The organism is Mesorhizobium loti, assembly GCA_014189435.1.
Classification (GTDB): Bacteria; Pseudomonadota; Alphaproteobacteria; order Rhizobiales; family Rhizobiaceae; genus Mesorhizobium; species Mesorhizobium loti_G.
In genome coordinates, this window is sequence record CP050293.1 from 3,413,295 (window position 1) to 3,428,407 (window position 15,113).

Here is a 15,113-nt window from a genome sequence, read left to right on the forward strand (position 1 = left end):
AACGACTTCGAACAGCCAGCACTCTGTTCAGTTCTGGCCCGCGTGGTCGCCGGCCAGCCGCCCAAACATCCTGAGATCGTGATAGGCGCCCTTGAACCGGGCTTTCTGCCGTAGCGTGCCCTCATAGCGGAACCCGGCTTTTTCCAGCACACGGTCCGATCCGGTGTTGCCCGGCAGCGTCCACGCCTCGATGCGATTGAGGCCGAAGAACTGATGGCCGCAAAGAGCGACGGCAGCAGCCGCTTCGGTCATCAGGCCCTTGCCCCAGAAATCCGGATGCAGCTCGTAGCCGATCTCGCCGCACTTCGATTTGGGGACGAACCAATTGTACCGAACCGCACCGGCAATGGTCTTCGAAGCGCGATCCTCGATGATCCAGGCGCAGCCTTTCCCGGTGGGAAAGGCCTTGCACATCCATCTCATCGCCCGATCCGCCACCGCCTTGGACGGCGCATCCCGCCAGTTCGAGAACCGGGTGACCTCAGGAACCGACAGTATATCCCGGAAAGCGGCGATATCCTCGGCGGTCGGGGCGCGCAGCAGCAGGCGAGAGGTGGAGAGCGTCGGGAATGTGCGGACAGTCTTTGGCATCGGATTCTCACGTCACATGGGCCGTCTGGATTATCTTGCCCGAAAGGGAGCGTTTCAACACTACGCGATGCATTTTGCGAAACCAACGCATGGGGTTCTCGCGCAATTTTCACCGCTTGCCCGTCAAAAGCCATGATCGCGACTATTCAGACAAGAATGGCCATTGATCATTCCCATTCCATCGAACCGCGTCCGGTGCCGAGCAGGCGCATGGTGCTGACCGGCCTCGTCGCGCTGGCCGGTCTCGCCGCCTGTAGTACGGTTTCGCTGCCGACCGGCGACGGTGCCGGAGTTTCCTCATCCGCCACCGGCACGCTGGCCAGCATCCGCGCTTCGGCCGGGCTGGCGCCGCTGGTCCCCGACCGGCAGCTCGAGCAGGCCGCCCTGCAGCAGGCCGGCTACATGGCGCAGCGCCGTCGCATGAGCCACACCACCGGCTGGGGCAAGGATTTCGCCTCGCGCGTCAAGGGCAATGGCATTGCGGGTGCGGCCGCCGAGAACATTGCCGAGGGCCGTTTCGACCAACAGAAGCTGTTCGATATCTGGGTGCATTCATCAGGCCATCGCCGCAACATGCTCGACCCGCGCTTCACCCGCTTCGGCCTTGCCTATGTACGCGACGGCAGCGACGCCAACCTCCGCTACTGGAGCCTCGTGCTCGGGAAGTAGGAGGCGTCCCGATGCTGCGCCCGATCGCCCCTACCTGGTCGTCGCCCTGAACTTTGCCATGAGGTAGGGGCCGGACAGAACCGGCTCGTATTTCGGCGCTTCTCCCGGCGCGAGACAAACGTCCAGAACCCTGATTTCGGCATGCCAGTTCGGCTGGTGGAAGAAAGCCATGGACTGGCGCCGGTCCTTGCCGCTCCCTTGGCCGCTCCCTCGGCCGCCCTCTTCCGCTGCTGGATTGACGACGCGATGGACGGTGGAAACCCAGCGGTCGTTGGTCCAGCGCGCCATCAGGTCGCCGATGTTGATGACGAAGGCTCCCGGTATCGGCGGCACTTCGGTCCACGCGCCGTCCGGGGTGATGATCTCAAGGCCGCGCGACCCGGCCTGCGGCAACAGGATGGTCAGGCTGCCATAGTCGGTATGGGCGCCGGCACGGATCTGGCCGGGCTTCGGCGCGACATGCTGCTCGGGGTAATTGAGGGCCCGCAGAGCGCTGATCGGCGCGCCGAGGACGCCGTCGAAATAGTCTTCGCGCAGACCAAGCGCGGTGGCGAAAACACGCATGATGCGCACCGCCAGATCCTCCAGCGCGGAATAATAGGCCTTCCAGGCATCGACGAAGCCGTCCGGCGCTTCCGGCCAGATCGTATCGGCATAGCAGAAGGCCAATGCTTCCGGGTCGCTCATGCCTGGCGGTACGCGAAGCGGTCCGCCATTGAAGCTCTCCTTCAGATCAGGCGGCGTATCGACGTTGCGCGATTTGGCAAGCGCCTCCAGCTCAGGCCCGAGATAACCGTAGGGATAGCCCTTGTAAGGCGCCTTCGAGCGTTGCTTCTGCTCCGGCGGCAGGTCGAAGAAAGCACGCGCTTTCGACCAGGCGGCATCGATCACAGATTGCGGAATGCCGTGGTTCTTCACGGCCAGAAAGCCGGTGCTGCGGCAGATGCGATCGACCTCGGCGCCGAGCACCTTTTTCTCCTCGGCGCCGGCACTTTCGAACCGCCCGAGATCGAACACCGGGAAGGCAGGCTGCATGGCGATGGTCTCCTCGTTGCCATGGAGACTTACAACGTCGCGGACGACTGCATCTAGTCCATGTGCGCGGCGGCTGGTGCGCCACCGGCAGGTGCCTGCTTTGGCTTGCGCAGCAGGAAAACAAACGGGATGGCAAGCAGCGTCATCACCATGAGTATTTTGAAGTCATTGACGTAGGAGATCATCATCGCCTGGAGATTGACCATGCGATCGACCTGCGAAAGCGCCATTGGATCACCGCTCGCGGCTGCCGGAGAGACCGCCCAAAGGTTGGGGTTGAACGGATTGATGAAGGCCGAAAGCTCGGTGTGGTTGATCTGCGTGTTGCGCACCATCAGGACCGTTACGACCGACACGCCGATGGACGAGCCGAGATTGCGCACCAGGCTGAACAAGGCCGTGGCATCGGTGCGGAAGCGCACGTCGAGCGTGGCGAAGGCGACGGTCGACAGCGGCACGAACACCATGCCCATGCCGAGGCCCTGGATGATGCCGGAGCTGATGATCAGCCAGTTGTCCATCTGCGGCGTGAAGCTTGACATGGTGTAGAGCGACTGCGCGGTCAGCAGGAAGCCGATGACGACGAGGATCCTGGCGTCGATCTTGCTCATGATCCGGCCGACGACGAGCATCGAAATCATCGTGCCGATACCGCGTGGTCCTATGACGACGCCGATGGTGACGGTCGGATAGCCGAAGATGGTCGACAGCATCGGCGGCAGCAGCGACATGCTGGCCAGGATGAGCACACCCATGACGAAGATGAACGCCAGTCCGGTGACGAAATTGCGGTCGAGGAAGATCTTGGGATCGATGAAGGGGTGTTCCGCTGTCATCGTGTGAATGATGAACACCCAGAAGCCGGTGAGGGAAAGACCAAGCTCGATCCAGATCTCGACCGATGAAAACCAGTCGACCTCGCCGCCGCGATCGAGCAGCAGCTGAAGCGCGCCGACGCCAAGCGATATCATGGCGAAGCCGAAGAAATCGAAGCCGCGCACGCGCCGGGCAACGGCAGGCAAATAGGCGGCCATGCCGAGAAAGGCGACGATGCCAACCGGCAGGTTGATGAAGAACACCCAGCGCCAGTTGAAATTCTCGGTCAGCCAGCCACCCAGCGTCGGACCCAGGATCGGCCCCAGCATGATGCCGGCGCCCCAGATGGCCATCGCCTGGCCATGGCGTTCCCTGGGATTGATGTCCAGCAGGAACGTTTGCGACAGAGGCACGATCGCCGCGCCGAACACGCCTTGCATCAGCCGGAAGAACACTATGCTCTCCAGGCTCCAGGCGATGCCGCACAGCATCGAGAACACGGTGAAGCCGACCACTGCCGTCAGGAACAGTTCCTTGCGGCCGAAGCGGTCGGCCAGCCAGCCGGTGACCGGCGTCATGATGGCGGCGGCAACGATGTAGGAGGTCAGCACCCAGTTGATGTTGTCCGGCGAGGCGCCGAGATCGCCGGTCATGGTCGGCAGCGCGACATTGGCGATCGTCGTGTCGAGCGCCTGCATGACCGTCGCCAGCATCAGCGCAACCGTGATCAGGCCGCGATGCGGCACTTCTTTGAAGGGTTCGGGCGTGCTCATGACGTGGAACTTCCAGCAGGTAACAAAAACGTGTACAATGGGTTTCCGGGCGGCAAAGCCTTCCGTTGAGAGACCCTCGTCGCGGTGGGACGCGATTGTCGATGTGGGGGTTACATCGACTGAAAGTCTCTAATGAGCGGATGCCTGCCGCCCGGAAACATGAGGACCGACGGGTCTGCGTCGAAGATTTCAGATTTCGGTCGAGCCGCGACGCGGCTTCGCCAAACGCTGATCCTTCCAGCTCCTCCCATCAGACCAATCCTGCCATTCACCTCCACCCGCTGGTTCCCCGCGGGATTCTGTTGACTTTTTACTGCGCGGCCTCGCCGGCGTTGGCGTGACCGAAGATCGACGGCAGGCCACGCGCAACGCCGGTGTCGACGGTAACGGTGGCGCTCATGCCGGTGCGCAACGCCATCTTGGCGTCGGCATCGGTCAGTTCGAGACGCACCGGAATGCGCTGCGTGACCTTGACCCAGTTGCCGGTGGCGTTCTGGGCCGGCAGCAGCGAGAATTCGGCTCCCGTGCCGGCGCCGATCGCCTTGACCGTCGCCTCGAAGGTGCGCCCCGGATAGGTGTCGACCATGATCTCGGCCTTCTGGCCTGTTGTCATGTGGGTGAGCTGCGTTTCCTTGAAATTGGCTTCTATCCAGGTGTCGCCGGTCTCGACCAGCGAAAACAGCGGCGTGCCGGAGCCGACATACTGGCCGACCTTGAACGACGAGGCCTGGCTGACGACGCCGTCAGCCGGCGCCTTGACCGTGGTCTGCGCCAGATCGTAGGCCGCCTTGTCGCGAGCGGCGAGCGCGGCCATCACGGTCGGGTGCTTGTCGGTCTCGATGTCGGGATTGCCGCCAAGGGCTGCCTTGGCGCTGATGATGCCTTGCTCGGCAACGGCGAGCTGCTGCTTGGCCTTGTCGAGATCGTTCTTGGCTTCGTCCAGCGACGACTTGGCGTTGATGCCCTTCTGGGCAAGGTCGGCGGCGCGGTCGAACTGCGACTGGGCGAAGACGACCTGACTGGCATCGGATTTTTGCTGAGCCATCGACTGGCCATAGGCGGCGCGCAGCTGCTCGACATTGAGACGCGCTCCCGCCACCGCCGCGTCGGCCTGCGCCAGAGCGATCCGGTATGGCTCGGGGTCGATGGCAAACAGTTCGTCACCCTGCTTGACCAGCTGGTTATCCAAGATGTCGACCTTAACGATGCGGCCGGCCGTGTCGGAAGCGATCGACACCTTGGCCTGCTGCAGATTGGCATTCTCCGTTTCCTGGTAGCGGCCGCCGGTGACCCAGACATAGCCGCCGCCGACAGCCAGTGCCGCGGGCAGCGCGACCATCAGCAGAAGACGGCCCAGCCGACGCTTTTTCTTCACAGGCGCCGGGGCTGGCTGCACCGGAGGAGCAATCGCCACCGGGGCCGCGGCCGGCTGCGCCGGCGCTTCCATCTCCAACTCGGTCACATTCTCGTCTATCTTGGCTACCGCGTTCATGCTGCTGCGCCCTCTGTATTCTTTACTTTTTCGATGGACGGCGTCTCGTCGTCGGTCAGGTTGCGAACCATCGCCTCAAGCCCCTCGACGAGGACGCGACGGGCTTCCGGCTTCACGCCGACCAGCGATTCCTCATAGACTTCCCCGGCAATGCTCTTGATCACGGCGTAGGCGTCGCTTGCCTTAGGTGTCAGGAAGATCATGCGGACGCGGCGATCGGTGGCGTCGGGACGACGCTCGATCCAGCCGCCCTCCTCCATGCGATCGACCAGGCGCGAAACGCTGATCGGCTCGATTTCGAGAAGTTCGGCCAGCCGCGCCTGCGCCACACCGTCTTCCTTGGCGACGCGGACCAGAAGCCGCCATTGCGCCGAAGAAAGCCCCAAGCCACTGGCCCTCGCCTCGAAGCGCTTGCGCATCAAGCGCTGCACGTCGTGGATCAAGAAGCCCAATCTGTCGATGCCATCGGAAACCATGAGCGGGATATATAATAAGCGTGCTTACTATTCAAGGTGCCGTATTTCGCCAAAGCTGGGCAAATGTGCATGACAGCCATGCCGGGCAAATCATGGTTAGCAATTTCGCAACGGCTAGCGTGCGCGGTCGGTCGGATCGCGCCCCGCCCTTTGGAGACGCTGGCAGCGTCCGAGATATTGATGTACAGCCGCTGTCAGGATCGGGGGATCACGAAAATGCCGACGCTTTACGCTCTCAAGCCGGCTTTCCAGGGACGACTGCGGCCACTGGTCAATCGGCTGGCGGCAATCGGGGTGACCGCAAACAGCATCACCATCCTGGCGGCCGTGATGTCGGTCGCGGCCGGGGCGGCGATCGCGATCCTGCATGAATGGCGCTGGCTGCTGCTGCTGATCCCCGCAGTGATGTTCGTGCGCATGGCGCTGAACGCCGTCGATGGCATGTTGGCACGGGAACATGGCCAAGCCTCGACGCTCGGCATGTATCTGAACGAGTTGTGCGATGTCGTTTCGGATCTCGCGCTCATTCTCCCTTTTGCCGTCTTTCCGCAGTTTGCCCCATGGGGCGTCGTCGCCTTCGCGATATCGGCCGTGCTGACCGAGTTCGCCGGCGTGCTCGGCATCGCTGCCAAGATCGGACGTAATTATGCCGGGCCGTTCGGCAAGAGCGACAGGGCGCTGGCGCTCGGCGTGGTCGCCGTCTTGTGCGCCGCCGGGCTTTGGCCGGCATCCATCGCGCCATTTGTGTTTCCAGCCATGGCAACGCTTTCGCTGCTGACCGCCATAAACCGGATACGCGCCGGCCTTATTGGCAGCGCCAGTTGAGCATCGAGGCTCGCCATGCCGCCAAAGGGAAAGACCATGATGCACGAACCGATCGCCACCGCGACCACGGAAAACCTTGAGCGGCAGGCACAGGAGCGGGTCTTCCGCAGCCATGACGGGACGGAGATCTTCTACCGCTTCTGGCCGGCAGCTTCCGCCGATGCCAAGGGCGCGGTGGTGCTCTTCCATCGCGGCCATGAGCATGGCGGCCGCATGGCCCATCTCGTCGACGAATTGCAGATGCCCGACCACGCCTTCTATGCCTGGGATGCGCGTGGCAATGGCCGTTCGTCCGGCGAGCGTGGCTATGCCCCCTCCTTCTCGGCCCTGGTGCGCGACATCGACTGCTTCATGCGCGAGATCGCCGCCAGGGATGGCTTCGCCACGCAGGATGTCGCGCTGATCGCGCAGTCCTTCGGCGCCGTGCTTGCCGCCGCCTGGGTGCACGACTATGCGCCGAAGCTGCGCGCCATGGTGCTGGCCTCACCGGCCTTTTCGGTAAAGCTCTACGTGCCCTTCGCCAAGGAAGGCATCGCGCTCTGGCAGAAGATCAAGGGCCGCTTCTTCGTCAACTCCTACGTCAAGGCGAAATTCCTGACCCACGATCCCGTGCGCATCGCCTCTTTCGAGAGCGATCCGCTGATCACGCGGCCGATCGCCTCCAACATCCTGGTCGAGCTCTACCAGCACGCCGCGCGCATCGTCGCTGACGCCCGCGCCATCACCGTGCCGACGCAGCTTCTGCTCTCGGGCAGCGACTGGGTGGTGCGCCATGGCCCGCAGCACGAATTCTTCGTCAATCTCGGCAGCCGCACCAAGGAACGCCACGTGTTGCCGGGCTTCTTCCACGACACGCTGGGCGAGCGCGACCGGGCAAAAGCCCTCGAGCTGATCCGGCCATTCCTGGCCAGGCAGTTCGCGGCACCGGACGCGCCGGTCGACCTGAAGCAGGCGGACATTGCCGGCTACACCCGCGACGAGGCCGACAGGCTTGCCTCGCCGCTCGATCTCATGTCGCCCAAGGGCCTCTATTGGGCCTTCAGCCGCGCCTCCATTCGCATGGGTGCCTGGGTTTCCCAGGGCATGAGGGCCGGCGTCACCACCGGCTTCGATTCCGGCTCGACGCTGGACTATGTCTACGAAAACGACGCGCGCGGTCTTACACCTCTCGGCCGCGTCGTCGACCGTGTCTTCCTGGAGGCCATCGGCTGGCGCGGCATCCGCCAGCGCAAGCTGCATCTCGAAGAACTCATCGGCGCTTGCCTGGCGACGCTCAAGGCCACTGGCCGGCCAGCGCACATTCTCGACATCGCCGCCGGCCACGGCCGCTATGTTCTCGACGCCATCGTGAAGAGCCCCGACCAGCCGGCGAGCGTGCGCCTGCAGGATTATTCCGACCTCAACGTGCAGCTTGGCCGCAAGCTGATCGCCGATCGGCAATTGCCGGCTGATGTCTCGTTCCAGCGTGCGGACGCCTTCGATGCCGACATGCTCGCTTCGATCGCTCCGGCGCCCGACCTCGCCATCGTTTCCGGCCTCTACGAGCTGTTCTCCGACAATGCGATGATCGCCCGCTCGCTCGGTGGATTGGCCAGCGCGATGCAGCCGGGCAGCCTGCTGCTCTACACCAATCAGCCCTGGCACCCGCAGCTCGAGATGATCGCCCGCAGCCTGACCTCGCATCGCGGCGGCGAGGCCTGGGTGATGCGCCGGCGTACGCAAGGCGAGATGGACCAGCTCGTCGAAGCCGCCGGTTTCGACAAGCTCGACCAGCGCATCGACCAATGGGGCATCTTCACCGTCTCGCTTGCGCGGCGCCGCTGAACAGCATGGTCTCATCGCCTGCATCCGTGGCGCGTGCCGAACCCTATAGCCGGGTGATCATCAGGGCAGCCCTGTGGCTGGCCTTCCTGGCGCCGTTCTTCTATCTCAGCTACGGCTTCGCCAACTGGCTGGCGTCGCGGCGCGACGACGTCGGCAGCATCGTGTTCTCCTGGGAACACCGCATCCCGTTCGTCGCCTGGACCATCGTGCCCTACTGGTCGATCAACCTGTTCTACGGCCTGTCGCTGCTGCTCAACAACGACAGGCAAGGGGTCGACCGCCTGGCCGGGCGCTACCTCACCGCGCAGATCGTCGCCGTTGCCTGCTTCATCCTGTTCCCGCTGACGGCGACCTTCGTGCGGCCGGCAACGACCGGCCTGCCCGGCTTCCTGTTTGCCGTGCTCGGCGGTTTCGACAAGCCGTTCAACCAGGCGCCCTCGCTGCACATCGCCCTGCTGGTGATCATCTGGGATCATTGGCGCCACCGGCTCGGCGGCTTTCTCCTGCCGCTCTGGCATGGCTGGTGCTTCCTGATCGGCGCCTCGGTGCTGACGACCTGGCAGCATCATTTCATCGACATCCCGACCGGCGCGCTGCTCGGGTTTTTTGCGCTGTGGCTGTTTCCGCGCAGTGGCGAACTGCCGTTTTCGGGCACCCAATTGACCGATGATGCGAAGGCGCGACGGCTGGCGCTGTTCTATGCGCTGGGCGCCGTTCTTGCGCTGGCGGGCGCCGCGCTCGGCGCCTTGTTTTGCGCCGTCGCGCTGTTCCTGCTTTGGCCGGCGCTGGCGCTGGCCATCGTCGCCCTCGCCTATGCCGGGGCCGGCGCAAAGGTGTTCCAGAAATTCGCCGATGGCAACATCACGCTTGCAAGTCGCATCCTGCTCTTGCCTTACCGCCTTGGCGCCAGGACAAACATATGGGCGTGGACGCGCAAACTTGCTCCTCAGGTAGCGATTGCCGACGGCGTCTTTCTCGGGCGCTTTCCCACAGCACGCGAGGCCAACGGCTTCGGCACGGTCATCGACCTCGCCGCCGAACTTGAAAAACCGACCGGAGCCGATCGACGCTGGATCAGCCTTCCGATGATCGACCTATTGCCGCCGCCGGCGGCAATACAGCAGCAGGCAGCCGGCGCGCTGGAGACTGCGCGCCGCGACGGTCCCGTGCTGGTGTGCTGCGCGCTCGGCTTCCAGCGCAGCGCCGGCGTCGTCGCCGAATGGCTGGTGGCGACCGGCAGGGCGCAAACGCCGGCAGATGCCCTCAACATGCTCACCGCCGCCGGCCGACCGGTGCATCTGGCCGCGGAGCCGGCCTCGTCATGACCGGCAATGCCTATCAAGACCGTACCACGCGCTTTGCCCGTATGCTGATCGTCCAGGCGTCGTGGCCGGCCGCGGTCGTGGTAGCCGGAAACATCCTCGAGCCGCTGGCGGCGTCGGAGCGCGGTGCATTCGACACCTTGCGTGCGGCTCTTCCTCTGTCGCTCGCCGCCGCGAGCGCGGTGGCCGTGCTGGCGCTGTCGGCATTGCTGGCGTTCGACGCGCTGCTGTTCCGGATCATGGCCAGTCACGACGACGAAGCTTCCGGCGGCGCCGCGATCGATGACATACTGGCGCGCATGCGCCTGAAACCCTCGCCGCCTACCACCCGCTCGCTCGATGACCGGATAGCCGGCACGCGCCGCCTGCTGTTCAAGCAGCGCGTCGCCTTCTGCCTGTTCCTGGCGATGCTTTTCGCTGCGGCGTTCTGGGCGCCGCGATGAACAAGCTTTCGCTCAAGACCTTCACCTTGCTGCAGACGGTAACCTCCGTCGGCCTCTCGGCGCTTGCCTGGATGGTGACCGGGGTCCGTCCGATCTGGAACGGCAGCCTGCCGTCCGACCGGCAGCGCATCTATTTCGCCAATCACACCAGCCATGGCGACTTCATCTTGCTGTCGGCCTGCCTCAGTGAAAAGGAGCGCGCGATCACCCATGCCGTTGCCGCCGGCGAATATTGGGGAAAATCGCGGCTGCGCCGCTTTATCGCGCAGGACATGCTGTCGTCCGTGCTCATCAACCGGCAATGGACGACGCCTGAGGAAAACCCGATCGAGATCATGCTGTCGGTTCTCGACCAGGGCCACTCGCTGATCCTGTTTCCCGAGGGCACCCGCAACATGACGGAAGAGCCGCTGCTGGCCTTCCGCTCCGGGCTCTACAATCTGTCGATGGCACGGCCACAGGTCGAACTGATCCCGTGCTGGATCGAGAACATGTCGCGCGTGCTGCCCAAGGGCCAGTTCCTGCCGGTGCCGCTGCTGTGCCGCGTCGTTTTCGGCGCGCCGGTCGCGGTTGGCCCGGGCGAAGAACGCCGCGCCTTTCTCGAGCGCGCCCACGCCACGCTTCTGGCGCTCAACCCGCGTCCCGAGCGAGACGATTGATGCGCCACGAGATTTCCATCCTGATCATCGGCCTGCTGGCGGTTTTGACCACCGCCAGCATCGTCGCCGCCATCCTTTCGGCGCGGGCGCCGAAGCCGCTCAGTTCGACGCTGGTCAATCTCACCCAGCGCATCAATGCCTGGTGGGTGATGGTGGCGCTGATGACGGTCGCCTTCTTCTTCGGCCGTTACGGGATGACCATCCTGTTTGCGCTGATTTCCTTCGCAGCACTGCGCGAATTCGTGACGCTGACACACACGCGCCGCAGCGACCATTGGGTGCTGCTTGGCATGTTCGGCATTATCATACCGTTTCAGTACTGGCTGGTGTGGACCGCCTGGTACGGGCTCTTCGTCATCTTCATTCCAGTCTACTGCTTCCTGCTGATGCCGGCCATCACGGCGCTGCATGGCGACACCGAACGCTTCCTCGAGCGGATCGCCGCGCAGCAATGGGCGGTGATGATCTCGGTCTATTGCGTCAGCCACGTCCCTGCCCTGCTGACACTCAACGTGCCTGGCTTCGAAGGCCGCACCCTGCTGCTGATCGCCTTCCTGATCATCGTCGTGCAAGGCAGCGACGTGCTGCAGTACATCTTCGGCAAGCTGTTTGGAAAACACCGGTTTTCGCCGAACGTCTCGCCGTCGAAAACCTGGGAAGGCCTGATCGGCGGACTGGTGTCGGCGAGCCTGCTCGGCGCGCTGTTGTCGTTCGTGACGCCCTTCTCGCCGCTGCAGGCGGCGGCCGTGGCCTTCGTCGCCTGCTCGATGGGATTTCTCGGCGGGCTGGTCGCCTCGGCTATCAAGCGCGACCAGGGCGTCAAGGACTGGGGCCATCTGATCGAAGGCCATGGCGGCATGATGGACCGCACCGACAGCCTGGTCTTCGCCGCCCCGGTGTTCTTTCACATTGTGCGCTATTTCTGGACGGTCTGAGAGCTCGGAGCTGGCGAACTCTTGCCCGTCACAGCCGGTTGCGGATGAGCATGGTGACGACAAAGAACGCACCGACCGAGCTGGTGATGATGCCGATCGGCAGTTCCTGCGGCGGCAGCAGCGTTCGGGCCAGAAGATCGCTGGCCAGCAACAGCACCGCGCCGAAGACGGCACAGCTGGCAACCAGGCGCAGATGCAAGGGGCCCGCCAGCGGCCGTGACAGATGCGGGATCATCAGCCCGACGAAGCCGATGACGCCGGCGACCGAAACAAGGATCGCCGTCGAGAAGGCGGCGACGAGAAAGGTCGTCCGGCGCATGCGCGCCACCGGCACGCCAAGGCTTTCGGCGGCGTTTTCGCCGGCCAGGAAAGCATCGAGCCGGCGGTGGTTCCACAGCGCGTAGGCCAGGATGGTGCCCGCACCCAGTGCGCCCAGCCAGATATTGTCCCAGCGCGCCAGGCCAAGGCCGCCCATCGTCCAGAACAGCACCGAATGAGCGGCGCGCTGGTCGCCGGCAAAGACCAAATAGTTGGTCAAGGCGGTGAACATGAACGAGACGGCAAGGCCGGCAAGGATCAGCCGCTCCGGGCCTTGCCCCCTCACCCGCGCGACCAGCAGCAGGACGACACCGGCAGCCAAGATACCGCCGGTGAAGGCCGCGACCGGCAACGTCCAAATGCCAAAGCTGTCGCCGAAGACCGTGATGACGGAAACCGCGCCGGCAGCGGCTCCCGACGACAGGCCGAACAGGAATGGATCGGCAAGATCGTTGCGGGTCACCGTCTGCAGCAGCGCACCGACGACGCCGAGGCCCGCGCCGACGCAAATGGCCAGGATCGTGCGCGGCAGCCGCAGATCAACGACAATCTTGCCGACCGGCCCGGCCACGTCGTGCCCACCGAAGCCGATTGCACGGCCAAGCGCGGCAACGACGTCGGTCAGCGGGATCAGCGTCGAACCATAGGCGATCGACAGCAGAGCGAGAGCGGCGATCGCCGCCGCTCCCACCATCATGGCCAGTGCGAATGCCTTGTGCCGCAAGCTCAAAATGCTTCCGGATGCATGGCCTTGGCGATCTTGTCGATTGCTTCGATGTTGGCCGGTCCGGGAGTCAGTTCGGCGTAGCGCAATGCGACGAAGCGTTCGTTCTTGACCGCGTCCGTCTCTTTCATCGCCGGATGCGCCTTCAGGAAATCGAGCAGCTTCTTGTAGCCGCCACCGTCCTGGTAATCGAGCAGGATGAGGAATTGCGGATTGCGCGACGCCACCGTTTCCCAGTCCGTGTTGCCCCAGCTGGTGTCCATGTCGGCCATGATGTTGTCGCCGCCGGCGGCTGATATCATGGCGCTCGGAATGGCGAACTTGCCCGCGGTGAACGGCTTGTCCTCGCCGGAATCATAGAGGAACACCCGCGTGCCCTTGGCGCTGCCGACCTTGGCCGTGATATCGGCGAGCTGCGTCTTCCAGTCCGAAACGAGCTTCTCCGCCTCGGCCTCCTTGCCAAAGATCTTGCCCAGCTTTTCGACGTCGCCATAGAGCAGGTCCATCGAGGCGGCGGGGCGGTTCTTGTCGAGATGGACGCAGCTTTCCGTCAGCACCAGCGTCTTGATGCCATGCGGGGCAAGCGTGTCGGGCGTCACTTCACCGCCCGGCTTCATGCCGTAGTACCAGCCGGCGAAGAAAAAATCGGGCTCGACCGCGACGAGGTTTTCGAGCGTCGGATACTTTGGTGCCAGTTCCGGGATCGAACCCTGCTCGGCCTTGAATTCGGGGCCGACCTTATACCATCCGGTGATGCCGGTCAGGCCGACGATAGACGGCTGCAGTTTCAGCGCGAAAGCCATCTCGGCCATGTTGAGATCGTGGATGACGGCGCGCTTCGGCGCCGCATCGAAGGTCAGCGGCTTGCCGCAGCTGTCGACGGTGACCGGGAAGGCGAAGGCGGTCGAGGCCAGCAGCGAGAAGGCAAGCGAAAAGGCAAGGCGTTTCACGGGTTTTGCTCCTTTGTGGATGGGATTGGGTCGAATACGGAACGGCTTCAGTCAGGACGGTGGCGCGGCACGGTTCGGCACCTCGAACACCGTCAGTTCGCGGTCCTCGGTCGGATGGCGCAGATGCAGCACATCGATGCCGAAAATCTCGCGGATCAGCTGTTGGGTCAGCGCTTCGCGCGGCGCGGCGAGCGCCTGCAGACGGGCATGGTTCATCACCGCCACCCTGGTTGCGAACGGCGCCACCAGCGCCAGATCGTGCAGCACCGCGATCACCGTCATCTCGAAGCCGGCCACGAGTTCGAGCAGTTCGCCGCGGGCGCGCGGATCGAGATGGTTGGTCGGCTCGTCGAGGAACAGGATCTTTGGCTGCTGGGCGATGGCGCGCGCCAGTTGGGCGCGCTGGCGCTCGCCACCCGACAGCGAGCCGATGGTTCGGCCAAGCAGCGGCAGCAGGCCGGTCCGGCGCAGCGCATCGACGACGATATCGCGTTCCTCGCTCCTGCGTCTCAGCCCGGCGTGCGGGACGCGGCCAAGCTCGACATAATCAATCACCGCCAGCCGCGGATCGGGCTGGTCGGTCTGGCCGACAACGGCGATGTGCAACGCCCGCTCGGCCGCCGAAATCCTGTCCAGCCGGCGCCCGCCGAGCTTCACCTCGCCGGAACTCGGCCGCAGCATGCCCGACAGCATGCGCAGCAGCGTCGTCTTGCCGGCGCCATTGGGGCCGATGATGGCAAGGCGGTCGCCAGCGGCCACCGCCAGGCTGACCGCCTGAACCAGATCCCGCCCATTCGCCATGGCGCAGAGGTCATGTGCTTCGAGAAGCGCCACGGTCATCTGCTGCTGCCCGCCGGATTGCCCGAACCGGGGATGCGGGCCAGCGTCTTGCCCGCCAATCCCGCCGGACGCTGACCGGAACTGCACCAGCTATCGATGAGCGACGCGTAGAGCCTGGCGAATCGCACGAGGTCGCCGACATCGGCTCGTGCGTCGATGGAGCCGAAGAGATAGGCAGCCTTGCCTGGCGCCTGGAAGGCGACCGTCAGCGGTCGCGAGCAGCCTGCCATGCAGGCCACGCCTTCGACCGCGAAGCCCAGCGCCACGGCCGGCTCGTTGTGGGCCGAAAGCCGGGAGCGCAAATCGCTGCAAAGGTCTTCCCCGGACCTGACCCCGGTCACGAGGTCACGGCAAAGCGTGCACACGATGATGCGATGGATAGGATCGATGGAGCCGGCCACTTCCGTCACTTTCCAAAATT

At 64.3% G+C, this 15,113-nt stretch carries 16 protein-coding genes; 7 read left to right on the top strand and 9 right to left on the bottom strand.

Annotated elements, in window-relative coordinates:
• Window positions 1-27: 27 nt before the first annotated feature.
• Window positions 28-591 (bottom strand): GNAT family N-acetyltransferase, encoded by a 564-nt coding sequence (locus HB777_16730; GenBank protein QND65381.1) that lies wholly within the window; start codon window positions 589-591, stop codon window positions 28-30.
• A gap of 156 nt (window positions 592-747) precedes the next feature.
• On the opposite strand from HB777_16730, the gene HB777_16735 reads away from it, so the two are divergent.
• The gene (locus tag HB777_16735; GenBank protein ID QND65382.1) at window positions 748-1,260 is read left to right on the top strand and encodes a CAP domain-containing protein; all 513 of its coding nucleotides are present in this window, start codon (window positions 748-750) and stop codon (window positions 1,258-1,260) included.
• A gap of 30 nt (window positions 1,261-1,290) precedes the next feature.
• Here HB777_16735 and HB777_16740 read toward each other — a convergent pair whose 3' ends face one another.
• The 4 genes from HB777_16740 to HB777_16755 all read right to left on the bottom strand — a co-directional run bounded on the left by HB777_16740 (window position 1,291) and on the right by HB777_16755 (window position 5,852).
• Complete coding sequence (locus tag HB777_16740) at window positions 1,291-2,295, bottom strand: isopenicillin N synthase family oxygenase (GenBank protein ID QND65383.1); 1,005 nt, start codon at window positions 2,293-2,295, stop codon at window positions 1,291-1,293.
• Window positions 2,296-2,348: 53 nt separating this feature from the next.
• Window positions 2,349-3,884 (bottom strand): DHA2 family efflux MFS transporter permease subunit, encoded by a 1,536-nt coding sequence (locus tag HB777_16745; protein ID QND65384.1) that lies wholly within the window; start codon window positions 3,882-3,884, stop codon window positions 2,349-2,351.
• Between the two features lie 310 nt (window positions 3,885-4,194).
• On the bottom strand, window positions 4,195-5,376 hold the full coding sequence (locus HB777_16750) for an HlyD family secretion protein (GenBank protein ID QND65385.1): 1,182 nt from the start codon (window positions 5,374-5,376) through the stop codon (window positions 4,195-4,197).
• Window positions 5,373-5,852: a MarR family transcriptional regulator gene (locus tag HB777_16755; protein QND65386.1), complete on the bottom strand. Its 480-nt coding sequence runs from the start codon at window positions 5,850-5,852 to the stop codon at window positions 5,373-5,375. The genes HB777_16750 and HB777_16755 overlap by 4 nt, the downstream gene beginning before the upstream one ends.
• A 216-nt stretch (window positions 5,853-6,068) precedes the next feature.
• On the opposite strand from HB777_16755, the gene HB777_16760 reads away from it, so the two are divergent.
• The 6 genes from HB777_16760 to HB777_16785 are packed head-to-tail and all read left to right on the top strand — an operon-like array spanning window position 6,069 to window position 11,860.
• Window positions 6,069-6,677 carry a CDP-alcohol phosphatidyltransferase family protein gene (locus HB777_16760; GenBank protein ID QND65387.1) on the top strand — a complete coding sequence of 203 codons (609 nt, stop codon included), beginning with the start codon at window positions 6,069-6,071 and terminating at the stop codon, window positions 6,675-6,677.
• A gap of 39 nt (window positions 6,678-6,716) precedes the next feature.
• Window positions 6,717-8,501 carry an alpha/beta fold hydrolase gene (locus tag HB777_16765; protein QND68796.1) on the top strand — a complete coding sequence of 595 codons (1,785 nt, stop codon included), beginning with the start codon at window positions 6,717-6,719 and terminating at the stop codon, window positions 8,499-8,501.
• Window positions 8,502-8,506: 5 nt separating this feature from the next.
• Complete coding sequence (locus HB777_16770) at window positions 8,507-9,826, top strand: phosphatase PAP2/dual specificity phosphatase family protein (protein ID QND65388.1); 1,320 nt, start codon at window positions 8,507-8,509, stop codon at window positions 9,824-9,826.
• Window positions 9,823-10,266, top strand: a complete 444-nt coding sequence (locus HB777_16775) for a hypothetical protein (protein QND65389.1) — start codon at window positions 9,823-9,825, stop codon at window positions 10,264-10,266. Before HB777_16770 ends, HB777_16775 begins: the two co-directional genes overlap by 4 nt.
• Window positions 10,263-10,925 carry a 1-acyl-sn-glycerol-3-phosphate acyltransferase gene (locus HB777_16780; protein ID QND65390.1) on the top strand — a complete coding sequence of 221 codons (663 nt, stop codon included), beginning with the start codon at window positions 10,263-10,265 and terminating at the stop codon, window positions 10,923-10,925. Before HB777_16775 ends, HB777_16780 begins: the two co-directional genes overlap by 4 nt.
• Window positions 10,925-11,860 carry a phosphatidate cytidylyltransferase gene (locus HB777_16785; GenBank protein QND65391.1) on the top strand — a complete coding sequence of 312 codons (936 nt, stop codon included), beginning with the start codon at window positions 10,925-10,927 and terminating at the stop codon, window positions 11,858-11,860. The genes HB777_16780 and HB777_16785 overlap by 1 nt, the downstream gene beginning before the upstream one ends.
• Before the next feature lie 28 nt (window positions 11,861-11,888).
• Here HB777_16785 and HB777_16790 read toward each other — a convergent pair whose 3' ends face one another.
• Genes HB777_16790 through HB777_16805 form a run of 4 tightly spaced genes read right to left on the bottom strand, consistent with a single transcriptional unit; the run spans window position 11,889 to window position 15,093 of the window.
• Window positions 11,889-12,902 (bottom strand): iron ABC transporter permease, encoded by a 1,014-nt coding sequence (locus HB777_16790; protein ID QND65392.1) that lies wholly within the window; start codon window positions 12,900-12,902, stop codon window positions 11,889-11,891.
• Window positions 12,903-12,904: 2 nt separating this feature from the next.
• Complete coding sequence (locus HB777_16795) at window positions 12,905-13,852, bottom strand: ABC transporter substrate-binding protein (protein ID QND65393.1); 948 nt, start codon at window positions 13,850-13,852, stop codon at window positions 12,905-12,907.
• A 51-nt stretch (window positions 13,853-13,903) separates the two neighbouring features.
• A complete protein-coding gene (locus HB777_16800; protein QND65394.1) occupies window positions 13,904-14,692 on the bottom strand; it encodes an ABC transporter ATP-binding protein in 789 nt (262 codons plus the stop codon).
• On the bottom strand, window positions 14,689-15,093 hold the full coding sequence (locus HB777_16805) for a DUF1636 family protein (GenBank protein ID QND65395.1): 405 nt from the start codon (window positions 15,091-15,093) through the stop codon (window positions 14,689-14,691). Before HB777_16805 ends, HB777_16800 begins: the two co-directional genes overlap by 4 nt.
• Between the last annotated feature and the right edge of the window lie 20 nt (window positions 15,094-15,113).